The 15,630-nt window shown below is 71.7% G+C and carries 11 protein-coding genes and 1 pseudogene; 2 read left to right on the top strand and 10 right to left on the bottom strand.

Annotation, left to right across the window (positions count from 1 at the left end; all coding sequences use genetic code 11):
• Position 1: 1 nt before the first annotated feature.
• The 9 genes and pseudogenes from AB0K05_RS33995 to ychF form a co-directional block, all read right to left on the bottom strand.
• On the bottom strand, positions 2 to 2,422 hold the full coding sequence (locus AB0K05_RS33995) for a type IV secretion system protein (protein ID WP_364234664.1): 2,421 nt from the start codon (positions 2,420 to 2,422) through the stop codon (positions 2 to 4).
• The gene (locus tag AB0K05_RS33990; protein WP_148029206.1) at positions 2,419 to 4,896 is read right to left on the bottom strand and encodes an ATP-binding protein; all 2,478 of its coding nucleotides are present in this window, start codon (positions 4,894 to 4,896) and stop codon (positions 2,419 to 2,421) included. Before AB0K05_RS33990 ends, AB0K05_RS33995 begins: the two co-directional genes overlap by 4 nt.
• 47 nt (positions 4,897 to 4,943) lie before the next feature.
• Positions 4,944 to 5,927, bottom strand: a complete 984-nt coding sequence (locus tag AB0K05_RS33985) for a ParA family protein (protein ID WP_271280347.1) — start codon at positions 5,925 to 5,927, stop codon at positions 4,944 to 4,946.
• A 2,517-nt stretch (positions 5,928 to 8,444) separates the two neighbouring features.
• Positions 8,445 to 8,693, bottom strand: a pseudogene (locus AB0K05_RS33980) (conjugal transfer protein); the annotation flags it as partial.
• A 54-nt stretch (positions 8,694 to 8,747) separates the two neighbouring features.
• Positions 8,748 to 8,993 carry a hypothetical protein gene (locus AB0K05_RS33975; protein ID WP_231619207.1) on the bottom strand — a complete coding sequence of 82 codons (246 nt, stop codon included), beginning with the start codon at positions 8,991 to 8,993 and terminating at the stop codon, positions 8,748 to 8,750.
• Between the two features lie 75 nt (positions 8,994 to 9,068).
• Positions 9,069 to 9,824, bottom strand: coding sequence for a conjugal transfer protein (locus AB0K05_RS33970; protein WP_271279158.1), 756 nt, complete (start codon positions 9,822 to 9,824; stop codon positions 9,069 to 9,071).
• A gap of 682 nt (positions 9,825 to 10,506) precedes the next feature.
• A complete protein-coding gene (locus tag AB0K05_RS33965; RefSeq protein ID WP_148029202.1) occupies positions 10,507 to 10,785 on the bottom strand; it encodes a hypothetical protein in 279 nt (92 codons plus the stop codon).
• Between the two features lie 115 nt (positions 10,786 to 10,900).
• The gene (locus tag AB0K05_RS33960; protein ID WP_271279159.1) at positions 10,901 to 11,641 is read right to left on the bottom strand and encodes a class I SAM-dependent methyltransferase; all 741 of its coding nucleotides are present in this window, start codon (positions 11,639 to 11,641) and stop codon (positions 10,901 to 10,903) included.
• A 57-nt stretch (positions 11,642 to 11,698) separates the two neighbouring features.
• Positions 11,699 to 12,775 (bottom strand): redox-regulated ATPase YchF, encoded by a 1,077-nt coding sequence (ychF, locus tag AB0K05_RS33955; RefSeq protein ID WP_271279160.1) that lies wholly within the window; start codon positions 12,773 to 12,775, stop codon positions 11,699 to 11,701.
• Between the two features lie 84 nt (positions 12,776 to 12,859).
• On the opposite strand from ychF, the gene AB0K05_RS33950 reads away from it, so the two are divergent.
• Positions 12,860 to 14,116 (top strand): DNA recombination protein RmuC, encoded by a 1,257-nt coding sequence (locus tag AB0K05_RS33950; RefSeq protein WP_148029200.1) that lies wholly within the window; start codon positions 12,860 to 12,862, stop codon positions 14,114 to 14,116.
• A 14-nt stretch (positions 14,117 to 14,130) separates the two neighbouring features.
• Positions 14,131 to 14,646: a DUF6542 domain-containing protein gene (locus AB0K05_RS33945; RefSeq protein WP_148029199.1), complete on the top strand. Its 516-nt coding sequence runs from the start codon at positions 14,131 to 14,133 to the stop codon at positions 14,644 to 14,646.
• Here the strand turns inward: AB0K05_RS33945 and AB0K05_RS33940 are convergent.
• Positions 14,643 to 15,608, bottom strand: a complete 966-nt coding sequence (locus tag AB0K05_RS33940) for a 4-hydroxy-3-methylbut-2-enyl diphosphate reductase (protein WP_271279161.1) — start codon at positions 15,606 to 15,608, stop codon at positions 14,643 to 14,645. The two genes, AB0K05_RS33945 and AB0K05_RS33940, sit on opposite strands and share 4 nt — an antisense overlap.
• Between the last annotated feature and the right edge of the window lie 22 nt (positions 15,609 to 15,630).

The raw sequence follows: 15,630 nt of genomic DNA, 5'->3' as shown, positions 1-15,630 counted from the left end.
TCTAGTCCTTGTCGGGGTTGGTGGGGTTGAGCCAGAAGGGCACCTCGGGCTCGCTCCTGCGCGAGCCGCTGCCCCACAGCGGCGGCGGCTCGGAGCCGCGCCGGTCGGAGTCGGAGCGGTCGAAGAACCCGCCTCCCGAGCCGCCCCCGAAGACGCGGCCGTCGGGGTTGCGGCCGAAGACGCCGCCGGAGGAGCCGTTGTCGCTCCACCGGGAGCGCCCGGACCGCGACCCGCCGGACCGCGACCCGCCGCCGAACAACGACCCACCGGAACCGGAACCGCCACCGGAACCGCCGAACCGCGACCGACCCGACCCGGAACCGCCCGATCCGCCTGATCCGCCGAACAACGACCCGCCGCCGGACCGCGACCGGCCCGATCCGGAACCCCCGGACCGCGAGCCACCGGACCCGCCCGAGCCACCCGACCCGCCGAAGCGCGAGCGCGAACCGCTCGACGAGGCCCCGCCGCGCGGCGCCCAGCCACCACCGGCACCGCCGAACCAACCGCCCCCGCCGGACGCACCAGAGCCGGCGGACCCACCGGCGCCTCCGCCTCCGGACCCGCCGGAAACCCGGGGGCCGCCCGAGCCGGAGCCGCCCGAGCCCCGGGGACCACCGGCCGCCCGGGCTCCGCCCGCACCGGCGCCCGACCGCACGGGACCGCGCCCGGCAGCGCCGCCCCGCCCGTTCGCCCCGTTCAGGTTGAGCGGCGGCGCGTCGCCCTTGCGTGCCTCGGGCACGCCCCTGCCGACGCCCTTGGCGCCCTGCTGCTCCTTGTCCAGCGGCGCGGGCACGCGCACGCCCGAGGCGCCCTCGCCCTCCTCGCCCCTGGCCCGCCCCTGGGCGACCCCGGCGGCGGCCGCGCCGGCCACCCCTCCGGACGCCGCGGCCGTGATGAGCGGCTCGGCCTTGCGCACTCCCCAGCGCCCGATCCGCGCCGACGCCACCGGCGGCAGCACGTTCGCCGAGCGCTCCAAGGTCCGCGAACTGGCCGCCTCGCCGAGCATCCGGGTGGCGAGCGTGTGCCCGTTGATCGAGGCGAACAGGTGCTGGAACGGTCTGCGGTAGAAGAACACCGCGATCGTCAGCAACGCCATGAACAGGATCTGCAGCCCCCATGGCATCGCCGTCGAGATGATCAGCGCGTACCCGTACACGAGCACCCCGAGCACGAGCGCCAGCACGGCCTGCCGGAGCAGCGTGCCGACGAGCATCTCCACCCAGCGCATGGCGATGATCCGCCCGCTGCCCGGATGCACGCCGATGAGCAGGAACACCGGCCCGAGTATCAGCAACAGCAGGAAGCCCACCTTCAGCACCAGCAGCGACACCGCCACCAGGAAGATGAGCACCCCGGCCACCATGGCGGCGATCAGCGCCCCGATGGCCACGCCGAGCCGGCTCGTCCAGTCACGGCCGGAGAAGATGAAGTAGCGCGAGTCGTTTCTCAGCTTGTCGGCGACCTCGGCGTACTTCGCCTGGTGGGCGCCCACGTCGGGAGCAGGATTCTCGGCCGTCGCGGCCGGGATGGACTGGGTCTCCAGCATGACCCGGCCGAAGTCGCGCACGATCGGCTGGTTGGGGTCGGCGGTGCCGAACATGCCCATCAGCCACGGCTTGCACACCAGCGTGGACCAGAGCGCGTCGGCGTTCTGGTCGACGCCGGGCGTGCCGTTCTGCCCGAAGCCGCCGGCCCGCACCTGGGGGTTGGTCTCGCCGGGCGGCGGGAGGCAGGACGCACCGCCCGCGCCGGGCAGGCCGGAGAAGGCGGAGTTGACCACTTCGCCGGTCTTGTCCGTGACGACCTTGCCCAGCCCGGTGAAGTCCTGCGGCCGGCTGAGGAACCAGGTCGCGACCGTGACCGCGAGCACCATCCAGATCACGCCCTCGGCGGTGGTGGTGGCCCGCTTGCGGATCAGCCCGTACCAGGCGAGCCAGATCGCGCCGAGGATGACGACCGGCTGGAGATACGGCCAGTACATGGCCTGCGACAGGTTCGTGACGATGTCGTCGACCACGTCCTTGATCGCCTGGAGCGGTCCCTCGGTGGCCGCGGCCTGGTACGTCGTGATGGTCAGCCGGTCGATGGCCTTGGCCCACAGGAAGATCGTGTTGGCCCAGGAGTTGCCGAGCACGGCGGCGATGTCGGAGCAGCCCAGCTCGTGCGTGTGCCAGAACTGCCCGGACATGCCGAACTGGCCGTAGTTGGTGACGGGCTGCGCCGCGCCGCCCTCGGGGACCGGTGGCTGGATCATGCCGTCGACGCCGCTGCCGATCACCTCGGGCGCGAGCTCGCCCGACAGGTCGCAGGGCGCGGCCGCGGCCGGCGACGTGGCGCCGATCACGACGGGCACCACGACGAAGCCGAGCAGCACCGTCACCACGGCGAGCGCCCACCGCCTGGGTAGCCGGATCTTCATGACCGCACCTCCTGCGCCCTGCCGATGCCCCCCTGAAGATCATCATGCCCGTCGCCGTCGGGTTTGTCGTGCGTCGGGTTCGTGTCGAGCCAACGGAGAAGTTCCTCCGAGATGAGGTCCACCCCGATGCGGCCCGCCCTGCCGTCCAGATCGCGGAACACGCACTCCCCGTTGCCCAGCGAGCGGAGCACGGCCTTGTGCTCCTCCAGGGGCTCCACCCCGAGCAGTGACATCACGTGGTCGACCTCCACCCGTTCGGTCGACCGGAAGGCGAACACGGACGACAGGCAGTTCGTCACCTGCTCGTTGAGCAGGTCGCCCGCGTTCTGGCTGACGAGCACCAGTGCGGTGTTGCGGGAGCGGCCCATCCGGCTGACCTCGGGCACCAGCTTCGCGCCCTCGGGCGTGGAGGTGATGGCCCACGCCTCGTCCAGGAAGATGGCCTTGGGCGCGCGCCGGTCGAGCCCGTTCATCAGCCGCCGGGCGAACTGGGACACCAGGTAGAGCAGCGCCACCGAGAGCCGCTGCTCGTAGGAGTAGTCGTCCCTGGTCGTGGCCACGTCCGGCAGGGTCAGCCCGCCGAGCGTGAACACCGTGGTCCAGCCCTCGCTGTCGATCTGGTCGCCGCCGGACGGGTCGAAGCAGAGCCTGGCCAGGTGCATCTCGGACATCGAGCGCAGCACCGCGCCGAGGTTCTTCGACGCGGCGTCCTCGGCCCGCTCCAGGTGGTCGACGACCTTGCCGAGCGACGGGTCCGGTTGGTTGGACACCGCCGCCACCGCCTGGATCATGGCCGACTCGCGCTCCTCCGACATGCGCGGCAGCAGCAGCCGGAGCGTCTCGGTGGCCATCGTCTTCTTGGCCGCGATGTCGTCGCCGAACGAGAACGGGTCGAGCAGGCCGGGCGCGGCCGCCCCGAGCGGGATGATCCGCGCCTTGCGGCCCCGCTTGTCGAGCAGCCGCACCAGCGACTCGGCGTCGCCCTTCGGGTCGATCACCGCCACCGTGACGCCGCGCAGCGCCATCTGGTAGATCATCAGCAGCGCGAGCGTGGTCTTGCCGCCGCCCGGCTCGCCGGTGATCGCGATCGCCGTGGGCCGGTTGCGGCTCGCGGCCAGCAGCGGGTCGAAGTGGACGATGCTGCGGGCCCGGCCGACGGTCTCGCCGATGTAGGGGCCCAGCCAGCCCTCGCCGTCGTGTTCGAGCCGGTCGCCGAGGTCGACGGTCGCCGTGGCCATGCCGCCCGCGATCGTCCGCAGCGGCTGCCGCTGGGCATAGGCGTTGATCTTGACCCGCTCGCCCGGCAGCGACTCGCAGAACAGCGAGAACTGGTCGCCCGTCGAGTTCACCACGTCGATGCCCATGTCGCGGTAGTGCTCGACGACCGCCTCCACCCGCTGCACGCAGATGTCCTCGGTCGGGGCCGACACGATCAGCCGGTGCCACCCGTACACGAACGGCAGCCGCTCCTTGGTGATGCCGTGCTCCAGCATCCGGGCCGCGTCGATCTGCTCCGCCAGCGCCAGCGGCGCCTCCGCGCCCGCCTCGCGGATGTGGATGTCCATGTCACGGGCGTGCGCCAGCTTGCGCGCCACGTCGCGGGACGCCTTCACCGGCGGGATCAGCCGCATCCTGGACGAGATCTCCACCGGGAACGGCAACTGGTCGGCGAAGTGCATCCACGGCTCACCGTCGGGGAACGGCATCAGGTCGGGGAACCGCGCGAACGACAGGTGGGCGACGTACGAGTCGCCCTGCGGCTGCACGACGCGCAGCAGCGACCGGCCGTTGTGGATCTCCCCCTCGACCAGCGCCTCGATCTCGCCCTTGCCCCAGCGCCGCTTCGGACTCGCCGACGGCGGCCCGTCGGCGAGCCCGCCCGCCGCCGCGTGCTGGAACAACCACGCCACCTCCGTGGAGGTGGCGTGCCTGGCGTAGAGGGCGCTGGAGGCGAGTGCCCGCCCGAGCCGTTCGGCCTGTTCGGTCCAGCGCGTGATCTCGCCGTCCGGCACGTGGTCGTCATCCAGGCCCAGCACCTTCTCCGTACGCTGGTAGAACCCGAGAAGCTGGGCCAGCGCGCCCGCGCCGAGCTGCTTGCCCCGCGCCCCCAGCCGGACCCCGAGATAGACCTCCTTGGTCCAGAAGTCCTTGGCCCAGACGTGGCGGTACATCTCCTCCAGGTAGTCGCGCCACCCAGGACCCTCGTCAGAGGTGCCGTTGAGCGCCATCGCCCACTCGGCCGCCGGGTAGGCCCGATGCGCCACCCGCAGGTGCACCTCGGCGTCGGGCATCCTGATCGCGGCCAGCGCGATCGTGATGTTGGTGGCCAGCGCCTCGCGCTCCTCCGGCGTGACGAACTCGTAGCTGACCGTCGGAAGGCGGAAGTACGCCCACGCGCACGTGTCCGTGAGCAGGATGCGGTCGTCGAAGAAGCGGACGGCCAGGCGCTGCTGCGCACGGGACGCCCTGCTCATGCCGCCCCCTCAGCGCATGAACGGGCCAGACCTGCTCGGATGTTCACTTAACGCTCACCGATTCTCGTGCCCGGGGGGTCACTCGCCAACTCCTCTTCGCTAGGTCGGATCCTCTGTGCCGCGAAGCCTGCGACCACGACCCCCGCGAGCGCCAGGTACGCCCTCCTGCCGGCCGTGCGCAACCGCCCGGGATCCACGACCTCCACCCCGCCGGGGGCCAGGTCGTCCTCCCAGGGCACCCTGACGATGGCCCGGCACCTGCCGCTGGCCACCGCCTCCGCCTGCTCGACGTCCGGCATCGAACGCCTGCTCACCCCGTTGACCACCATGACCGCGCGCCGCCTCAGGTCGGCGCAGCCATGGCCGTCGAGCCACTCGTACGTCATCCCGACCGCCTCGGGCGCCTCCTCGCTGGCGGGCACCACGAGCACGAGCTGGTCCGCGTACGGGAGCACGCGGGCGGCCAGCGCGGCGGCCGGGTCGATCACGGTCAGCTTGTAGTGCCGGTCGAGCAGGGCCAGCGCGTCGCCCAGCCGGTCGTCCGAGAAGAGACTGCGGTCGGCCAGCCGCTGCTCGGCCTCCGCGTCGCCGTCGGCGCCCACCACCTCCAGGCCCGAGGAGGTGCGGGTGGTGTAGCCGCGCATCCTCAGGTAGCCGCCGACCTGGGGCAGCCCGGCCAGCAGCGACGTCAGCGTCTCGGGCGTCTCCGGCTCGATCCTGCTGCTCAGCGTGCTCGCGCCGCTGCTGGCGTCGACGGCCACCACGCGGTCGTCGCGGTAGTGGGCCAGCGTGTGACCCAGCATCAGCGCCGTCGTGCTCTGACCCGCGCCGCCCGTGCAGCCCAGCACCACGATCCGGCGGCTGCCGCTGAACACGCTCCTGGCCCGCGCCTCGTCGATCTCGGACCCGTCGCCGCGCACCCCGTTCCCGCCGACCACGACCCGCGCGACCCGCCGCCACCCGCCGGAGTCCCGCCCCACGACGGACTCGACCCGCCGCACCTTGGCCTCCCCCGCCCGAGGCCCCGGCACGATCACCCCATCAGCACCCTCGACATCCCGCCTACCCCCATCACCCCGGACATCCCGCACCCCACCATCGCGCAGCTCCCGCCCACCCTCAGCTTCATCAGCGCGCTTGCCAGAAGACGCGTCCCGCTCATCCCCGGTCCCAAGCTGCGCATCCCGCCGGTCGCCAGCCCGCGACCCACGCTCCGCGTCGCGCGAGTCTCCCTCGCGCGTCCCACGCACATCCCGCCCGTCCTCAGCCCGGACCCCGCGCTCCACATCCCGCAAGTCACCGTCACGCATCCCGGAGGGCGCGTCCCGCAAGTCTTCGGCACCCGCCCCCGCGCGTGCATCCCGCCGATCGCCAGCCCGCGTCCCGAGGCGTCCCTCCCGGGCGTCCCCACCACGCGTCCCACGCTCCGCGTCCCGCGAATCGGGCGCACCCGCCCCCGGGCGTGCATCCCGCCGGTCACCAGCCCGCGTCCCGAGATGCGCCGCCTGCCCATCCCCGCCGCGCGTCCCGCGCTCCGCGTCCCCCGAGTCGCCAACACCCGTCCCCGCGCGTGCATCCCGCCGATCGCCAGCCCGCGTCCCGGGAGCTGCCTCCTGCCCGCTCCCAGCGCGCGTCCCGCGCTCCGCGTCCCCCGAGTCGCCAACACCCGTCCCCACGGGTGCATCCCGTTGGTCGCCAGCCCGCGTCCCGAGGCGTGCCTCCCGCCCATCCCCACCGCGTGTCCCACGCTCCGCGTCACGCGAGTCGGGCATACCCGCCCCCGCGCGTGCGTCCCATCCATCGCCAGCCCGCGTCCCGAGATGTGCCTCCCGCCTATCCCCACCGCGCGTCCCGCGCTCCGCGTCACGCGAGTCGCCAGCGCCCGTCCCCACGGGTGCATCCCCTTGGTCGCCAGCCCGCGTCCCTGGAGCTGCTTCCTGCCCGCTCCCAGCGCGCGTCCCGCGCTGCGCGTCGTGCGAGTCGTCGGCGTGCGTCTCTTGCCCGCGAGCGGTGTCCGTGTCCTGCCCTGCTTCGGACCGCGTCTCCGGGTCAGGGACGGGATGCTCGCCGGCGGCCTGAGCCTCTGGGCGATCGGCAGGTTGGGGGTCGGTGGACACCGCCCGAAGCCCGCGGCGCCGCACCGACGTGTCCACCACGAGGCGTACCTCGCCCGCACCCTCCTGGTTTACGGACAAGTCCTGCTCTTCGACGGCCCCGGTCTCTTCGTGCCCACGCTCGGACCGCGCCGTCGCGCCGTCCTCCTCGTGCTCGGCAGGCCCGGGAGCGCTCTCCGCACCCTCGCCCTCCCCGATCTCGGGGGAGCCCTCAGCATCCGTCCTGCCATGCTCCCCGGAGAGTGCCTCCGCACCCGGCGCACCAGCTCGCGCGGGCAGGCCCTCCGCACCCGCAACACCACCGCGCCCGACCGACGAGGCCTCCCCGGACGGGGACTCCGGACCCGGCGTGCCGTCCCGCACGTCCGGCGAGGCAGCCGCCTCGGGCGGGGACTCCCGTACGACCGGCGGGGAGGATGCTCCCGGCGTGCCGGTGCCTTCATGGGCCCCGGAGGGGGCGCTGTCTTCACGAGGACGAACTCGGTCGGAGGAGGTGTCGGCTGTCCTCGGGGTCTCGTCTCGTCTGGTGGGGAACGCCTGGTCGGAGCCGCGCAGAGGCCGGGACAAGGTGACCGGCCGGGAGTCGGGGGTCAGCGGCGCCCAGCTCCGCTGTGCTTCGGCGAGCAGGGCGGGGTTGAGCTTCGGCGGCTGCCCCTTGCGGTGCTGACTCCTGGCCGCCTCGTCCTCCCGGCCCTGCTCGGGCGCGGGGCGCGCGGCGCCGGCCGGGGGCCCGTCGGCGCTGGCGGCCAGCTTGCGGAGGCGCCGCAGCGCTTCGGTGTCGATCGGCTTGGCCCCGGTCTCCTGGCGCGACCTGCGTCCGCCGGTGTCCGCGCGAGAGTCCTCCTCTGGCGAAGCCGCGGGCGGCACGTCGGACGGCGGAACCGCCGGTACGGTCCCGCCCCCGGAAACCGGCTGACGCTCCACTTCTGCGGCCTCGCGCTCCGGCGTCTCGGTGTCGCGAACCAGGCGAAGCTCCCGTACCGGCATGCGGGAAGCGGCAGGTTCGCCCGAGTGGGCCCGCTTACGTACGGGAGCGGAATCGTCGGCGGGCGGAGCCGCGGGCTCCTGGGACGGGAGGGCGGGAGGAGCGCCGGGCCGGGTGCGGGAGCCCCAGCCCGTGCGGGCGGGCTCCACCGCGGTGGCGGGAAGCCGGGCCGACTCCGCCACCGTGACCGTGAGCTGGGCGGCCGCCACGGGGGCCTGGGCCGCGGCGGCAGCGGCGGCGGCCACCGCGGGCCGGACCTGCCGCGGACCCGTCGCCGGCGCGCGCTTGCGCGCGGGCTTGCGGGACTTGCGAGCGGCCTTGACCCGTACGGGGTAGGCACGCCAGACGCGGGCCGAGAACGTGACGGTGTCGGGCTCCGACAGGGAGGCCAGGCGGTACCACGCCTTCGGCTCCCCCAGGTAGCGCAGCTGGGACTCCAGCAGCTCGGTGAGCCGCTTGCCCTCGATGACCGGCCGGGTAGACAGCCATGTCACGATGCCCGGCGGCACCAGGAAGAGCACGTGCCAGGGCATCGCCACCGGCACGCCGATGACCCAGAGCAGGAGCGACCACGGGACGAAGACGCCGACGAACACGCCGATCCAGACGATCGGGAGCGGCATGGGCAGCCGTAGGTCGTACAGCTTGTAGAGCCGCTTCTCGATACGCCAGATGTTCGTGTACGTGGGCAGGTCCACGCGGTCCTCCTCTCCACCCGCTCGTTCATGACCACAGGAGAGTGGTCTCAACCCTTACTGGATGCCGAGGGCACCCGCGATCGCCTTGGCCGTCACCTCGATGATGTTGGGTACGTAGAAGATCACTCCGATGGCCACGGCCAGGATGAGGAACTGCACGAACCGCGTGATCTCGCGCGTGAAGAGGAAGAACAGCGCGACCACGGACACGACGACGAGGAAGAGCGGGGCGAAGAACGCGCGCAGGAACTCGGCGAGCCCTTCTGTGTTGACGCCGGTGGGTGCGGGTGTCGGCGTCATCTCGATCAGGTTGAGCAATATGGTTTTCACGATCACTTCTTGTCCTCCCGGGGGGTGCCGATCAGCAGGACGCTGTTATCCGACGACACGACCGGCGCCACGGATGTCGTCGACGTACCATTTGTCGCCCTGTTTCTCGACTGTGAGGCGGTATGCCTGCTGGAGGCGGCCGTCCGTCACGCCGGGTTCGGCGGTGACGTCGGGGTCGGTGGACGCGGGCGCGCTGCCGGGCACGACCCAGACCACGACCGCCTCGATCTCTCTTGTGGCACCCCCCACAGGCACCACGACGCTTTTGAGCTCGGCGAAGCTGAAGGCGCCGGCGAAGCTCGGCAGGCTCGTGCCGGCGGTGACGTAACGCTGAAGTTCGGCGGTGTTGCCAGAGGCGTAGTTGCGGAAGAAGCCCTCCAGCTGCGGCTTGAGCTCGGCGGTCGCCGCGTCGTCGGTCTCCGGCCCGGCCACCTGGGGCAGCTGGGCGGGGGCGGGCGCGGGCAGGATCGCGGGCCAGCCCGAGACGACGAACCGCCGGCCGTCGTCGCCACCCGAGTAGTAGACCGGCACCGACAGGTGGAGCCTGCGCGGGCCGGACTGGAAGGCCACCGTGACGACGGCGTTGGCGTCGTCGGCGATCTCGATGTCGTACGGCTGGATGGCGACGGCGCCCAGCTTGCCGTTGCCGTCCCAGCCGAGTTGCTGGTCCATGCCCTCGGCGACGAAGGCGGCCAGCTTGCTGGACCTGCTCACGGCGTCTTCCGGGCTGAAATTCAGGTAGACGCCGGCGAACTGGGCGGCGAACGCCATGGCCTGGTCGTCGGGAAAACCGCTGCCCACTTGCGCAGACTCATTCGGAGCGGCGGCGTTTTGCCCGGTAAACCGCTCGAATGGGGCACGGATCCCATTTACCACGATTACTACGATAAGCGCCCACAGGACTATGCGGCCCGTCCAGACGAGCCACCGCCCGCCGCCACCCGACCAACCGCCGCGCCGCGGCCTGCGCGGCGGCGGCGCGTCGTATCCGGTGTCGGGGTGTGCTGAAAGCTCGGGCCCGCCAGTGGTCCGAGGACCGTGCTGGACGGTTGACCTACGAGCCATCACGCCTCCGCTCGCGCCAATCGCCCCGGCTGGCGCGGTGTCGTCCGTTGCCGATCCCCATCATCCGCGGTGAAGCAGTCACCTTATCCGGTCTCCGCCATTGTTCCAGGAAAGCCACGCCCATGCTGCAAGCATCGCCGTCCAGGGGCAAACCGAGTCCGCATAGGACGCACCCGGCGCGCCGATTTGTGTGTGTTCCCTGCCGAAAGGGCATTCGACCAGGCCAGAGACCTAAGAACGCATAACCCGACCGCCACGAATACCTGTCCTCATGGCGGAGCAATGGCTTTGACCTGCGATTTCCTCGGACTCCGATACCCGCTCGGTCTGCCATCGGGGCACGGCCGGCGGAGATCCGGCTGTGAGGCGACGCGGGACGCCGGGGCTCCCACCCCCGGACTGCCCGGCCGCGGGGGCGTCAGGCCGGTTCGCCGGGGCGGTGGTCGCGGAGCCCTGCCGGGTGGACGGCGCGCTCCAGCGAGCCGCGCAGCTCCGCCAGCACGCTCGTGGCGGCGTCGCGGCCGCGCAGCCGGGCCACCACCTCCTCGCGCTCACCCGCCTTCATGCGGAGGTAGTCGTCGCGGTCGACGCGCAGGCCGTACATCAGCTCGACCCGCAGGAGCGCGAGCTCCTCCTCCAGGCTGATGCCGGTGAGTCTGGGCGCCGGACGCCGGTTCCTGATGATGCGACGGAGCATGGGCCCTCCCGAGTCAGCGTGGCCGCCGTGACCGTTCGACGCGCGGGAGGCCCAAGTGGTTGACGCGGAAGAGATCCCGCAATCAGATGTTTAGCTTCCGGGTAATTGTGACAGATCACACATCAGCGGCACGGGCCACGAACACGAACTCGCGACCCGGCCGATCCGGAGCGTCCCTGACGTCCTCGACGCGGAAGCCGGCCTCCCGCAGCGAGCGCCCGACCTCCCCCCTCTCCCGGAAGCGCAGTGTCGAGTCCGAGGTGAGCACCGCGCCGTCGGCCGCGAACACGTACGTCTGGCGGAAGGTCACCAGCGGACCCGAGACGTCCAGGACGTCGCTCCACGACTCGACCGGGCCCACCTCCGGGATCTCGGTGACGGCGTGCGTGCGGGCCCGGTTCCACTCCTCCCAGGCGCGGCGGGCGGGGTCGCGGGTCTCGAAGGCGAGCACGCCGCCCGGCCGCAGCGCCGCGCGCACGCCGCGCAGGGTGGCGAGCCAGTCGTCGTCAGTGAGGAAGACCTGGGCCACGTTGCCCGTCATGGTGGCGAGGTCGGCCCGGATCGGCGGCAGCGGCGGCAGCACGGTGGCGTCGCCGAGGATCCAGCGCACCCGATCGGCGCCCGGCTTGGCGCGGGCGACCGCCAGCGACGCCTCGGCGGGGTCCACGCCGACCACCTCGACGCCGCGCTCCGCGAGCAGGCAGGCGAACACGCCGGTGCCGCAGCCCACGTCGAGCACCCGCCGCGCGCCGAACTCCGCCACCATCGCGGCGTACGCGACGAGATCGCTCCGGTCGGCGTCGAGCGCGTCGTAGATCCGGGCGAGCCGAGGCTCGGCGTAGTGCGGATCAGGCATGAAATGACGCTATCGACCCGTACAACCGGTTTTCCGGAGACGGGAGGGCCACCGCGGCTACACGTTGAAGCGGAACTCCACCACGTCGCCGTCCTGCATGACGTAGTCCTTGCCTTCGACGCGGGCCTTGCCGGCCGCGCGGGCGGCCGCGATCGAGCCGACCTCCACGAGGTCGTCGAACGAGACCACCTCGGCCTTGATGAAGCCGCGCTGGAAGTCGGTGTGGATGACCCCGGCCGCCTCCGGCGCGGTGGCGCCCTTGGGGATGGTCCAGGCGCGCGACTCCTTGGGCCCGGCGGTCAGGTAGGTCTGCAGGCCGAGGGTCTCGAAGCCGACCCGGGCGAGCTTGCTCAGCCCTGACTCGTGCTGGCCGACGGACTCCAGCAGCTCCATGGCCTCCTCCTCGTCGAGCTCGGCCAGCTCGGACTCCAGCTTGGCGTCGAGGAACACCGCCTCGGCGGGCGCGACCAGGGCCGACATCTGGGCCTTCAGCGCGTCGTCGACCAGCTCGTCGGAGTCGACGTTGAACACGTAGAGGAACGGCTTGGCCGTCAGCAGGTGGAGCTCGCGCAGGTCGGGGCCGCCGAGCCCGCTCTCGAAGATGGTCTTGCCGGTCTCCAGGACCGCGAGCGCGGCCTGGGCCGCCTCCAGCGCGGGCTTCTTGTCCTTGTTGTGGCGAGACTCCTTCTCCAGGCGCGGGATGGCCTTCTCGACCGTCTGCAGGTCGGCCATGATCAACTCGGTGTTGATCGTCTCGATGTCGCGCTTGGGGGAGATGTCGCCGTCGACGTGGGTGACGTCGGGGTCATTGAAGACCCGGATCACCTGGCAGATGGCGTCGGTGTCGCGGATGTTGGCGAGGAACTGGTTGCCCCTCCCCTGCCCCTCCGACGCGCCCTTGACCAGGCCCGCGATGTCGACGAACTCCACCTTGGCGGGCAGGATGCGGGCGGAGCCGAAGATCTCGGCCAGCTTGGGCAGGCGCTCGTCCGGCACGCCCACGATGCCCACGTTGGGCTCGATGGTGGCGAACGGGTAGTTGGCGGCGAGGGCGTTGCCGGTCTTGGTCAGCGCGTTGAACAGCGTGGACTTACCGACGTTGGGCAGGCCGACGATGCCGATGGAGAGGCTCACGCCCAGCGAGTTTACTTGCTCCCCGAAGGCGGCCAGGCGTGTCGGGGGCCGATGCGGACGGGACGGGCTGCAATCATCGATCAGATGGATGTCGTCTCGCTTCTCCTCGGCCTGCTCATCGGCGCCGCCGTCGGGTTCCTCGTGGCCAGGACGAGAGCGGCGGTGCGGGTGGCCGAGGCCGACGCGCGCGCCAAGTCCGCCGGCGAGAAGCTCGTCTACGTCGAGGAGCAGCTCGCCGAGCGCTTCCAGGCCCTGTCCACCCGCGCGCTCGACGTCAACAACGTGCGCTTCCTGGAGTTGGCCGAGACCCGTCTCGCCGCCACCAGGGCGGAGGCGGCGGGCGATCTGGAGCAGCGCAGGCAGGCCGTCGAGCATCTGGTCGAGCCGCTGCGCGACGCGCTGGCGCGGGTCGAGACGCAGCTGCGCGACACCGAGTCCGGCCAGCGCGCGGCCCGGGCGGAGCTGGCCAAGGAGATGGAGTTCGTCCGCCACAGCCACGAGCAGCTCCGCTCCCAGACCATGGCGCTGGTGCGGGCGCTGCAGCGACCGGAGGCGCGCGGCCGATGGGGCGAGATGCAGCTGCGCCGGGTCGCCGAGATCGCCGGCATGCAGCGCCACTGCGACTTCGACGAGCAGGTCGCCGAGGGCCCGGTACGTCCCGACATGGTGGTCCGGCTGGCCGGCGGCAAGAACATCGTGGTAGACGCCAAGGTGTCGCTGGCCGCCTACCTGGAGGCCGCGGAGGCGGGCGACGAGTCGCTGGCCACGGTCCGGCTCGACGCGCACGCCCGGCACGTGCGCGAGCACGTCGACCGGCTGGCCGCCAAGTCCTACTGGCAGGCGTTCGCTCCCACGCCGGAGTTCGTGGTGCTGTTCATCCCCGGCGAGGCGTTCCTGGCGCCCGCGCTGGAGCGCGACCCCGCCCTGCTGGATTACGCGATGGCCCGCCGCGTGCACATCGCCACCCCGACCACGCTGATCACGATGCTCCGCACCGCTCACTACGCCTGGCAGCAGGCCGCGCTGAGCGAGAACGCGCGCGCGGTGTTCGAGCTGGGCAAGGAGCTGTACGAAAGACTGTCCTCGATGGGCCGGAACGTGGAGTCGCTCGGCAGGTCGCTGGCCCGTACCGTGGAGATGTACAACAAGACCGTCGGGTCGCTGGAAAGCCGAGTCCTGGTCACCGCACGCAAACTGCACGATCTGGGCGTCGTCGACGGCGAGCTCGACTCCCCCGAGATGGTCGAGGGCGTGCCGCGACCCCTGGCATCCCCCGAACTGCTCGAAACCACGTCTCTCATCACACACACGAACGGTAAGTTGGCCAACGGGTCGCAATAAGGGGGGTGGGGCCGGTGACCGGCACAGGCAAGCGTTCCGCCGTCAGGCTGACCGCCCGCGGCGCCATCGCGCTCACGCTCGTCTCCACGCTCGGCGGTTACGTGCTGGCCGCCCTGCTCGACATGCAGCTGCTGGTCGGCCTGGCGTTCGTGGCCGCGTGCGTGCTCGGCGTGGTGCTGGTCAACCCGCGCGAGCTGCTGTCGCTGGTGGTGACGCCGCCGCTGGTGTTCTTCGTCGCGACCCTCTTCGTCGAGCTGGGACGGGCGCTCGTCTCCGTGGGCATCCTGCAGTCGCTCGCGCTCGGTCTCTACGGCTCGCTGTCGCGCGGCGCGCCCTGGCTGTTCGCCGGCTCGGCGATCGTGCTCGGCGTGGCGTGGGCGCGCGGGCTGCGCGACAACGTGCGGGAGCTCCGCGACGAGCTCAGGGCGGGCGCGGAGGTGCCGCGCCCGCGCCAGCCGCAGCCGTACGTGCCGGAGCCCGAAGGTTACTTCGAGCCCCGGGTCTACGGCACGCCCAGGGGCGAGGACTAGGAGACGCGCAGATCCTTGCGCAGTTCGTGGGGCAGCGCGAAGCGCACCTTCTCCTGCACCGACTCGACCTCGGTCACGTCGTCGAAGCCGTGGCTCGCCAGCCGCGCCAGCACCTCCTCCACCAGCTCCTCGGGCACCGACGCGCCGCTGGTGACGCCGACCGTGGTGACGCCGTCGAGCCACTCGTCATGGATGAACGTGGCGTTGTCGACGAGGTAGGCGGCCGCGGCGCCGTGTTCCTTGGCCACCTCGACCAGGCGCTTGGAGTTGGAGGAGTTGTCGGAGCCGACCACGATCACCAGCTCGGACTCCGCGGCGATCTCCTTGACCGCGACCTGCCGGTTCTGGGTGGCGTAGCAGATGTCGTCGCTGGGCGGGTCGATCAGGGCGGGGAAGCGCTGCTTGAGCCGGGCGACGGTCTCGTTGGTCTCGTCGACCGACAGCGTGGTCTGCGACAGCCACACCAGCTTGCCGGGGTCGCGCACCTCGACCTGGTCGACCGCGTCGAGGCCGTCGACGAGCTTGATGTGGTCGGGCGCCTCGCCGCTGGTGCCCTCGACCTCCTCGTGCCCTTCGTGACCGATGAGCAGGATGTCATAGTCCTGACCGGCGAATCTCTTGGCTTCGTTGTGGACCTTCGTGACCAGCGGGCAGGTGGCGTCGATGGTGCGCAACGCGCGCTGCTCGGCCTCGGCGTGCACGGCGGGAGAGACGCCGTGGGCGGAGAACACCACGATCTCCCCCTCGGGCACTTCCTCGGTCTCCTCGACGAAGATCGCGCCCTTGGCTTCGAGCGTCTTGACCACGTGGGTGTTGTGGACGATCTGCTTACGCACGTAGATGGGCGCGCCGTACTGCTCCAGCGCCTTCTCGACCGCCACGACGGCACGATCGACTCCGGCGCAGTAACCGCGCGGCCTGGCCACGAGCACGCGGCGGGAAGTAGGGGTGTGGAGCTCCATAGTCCATATGCTACGTGGAGCG

The sequence above is a fragment of the Nonomuraea sp. NPDC049486 genome (assembly GCF_040676925.1).
GTDB lineage: Bacteria > Actinomycetota > Actinomycetes > Streptosporangiales > Streptosporangiaceae > Nonomuraea > Nonomuraea ferruginea.
The sequence above is the reverse complement of the archived record's forward strand: the minus strand, read 5'-3'. Positions and strand labels throughout refer to the sequence as shown.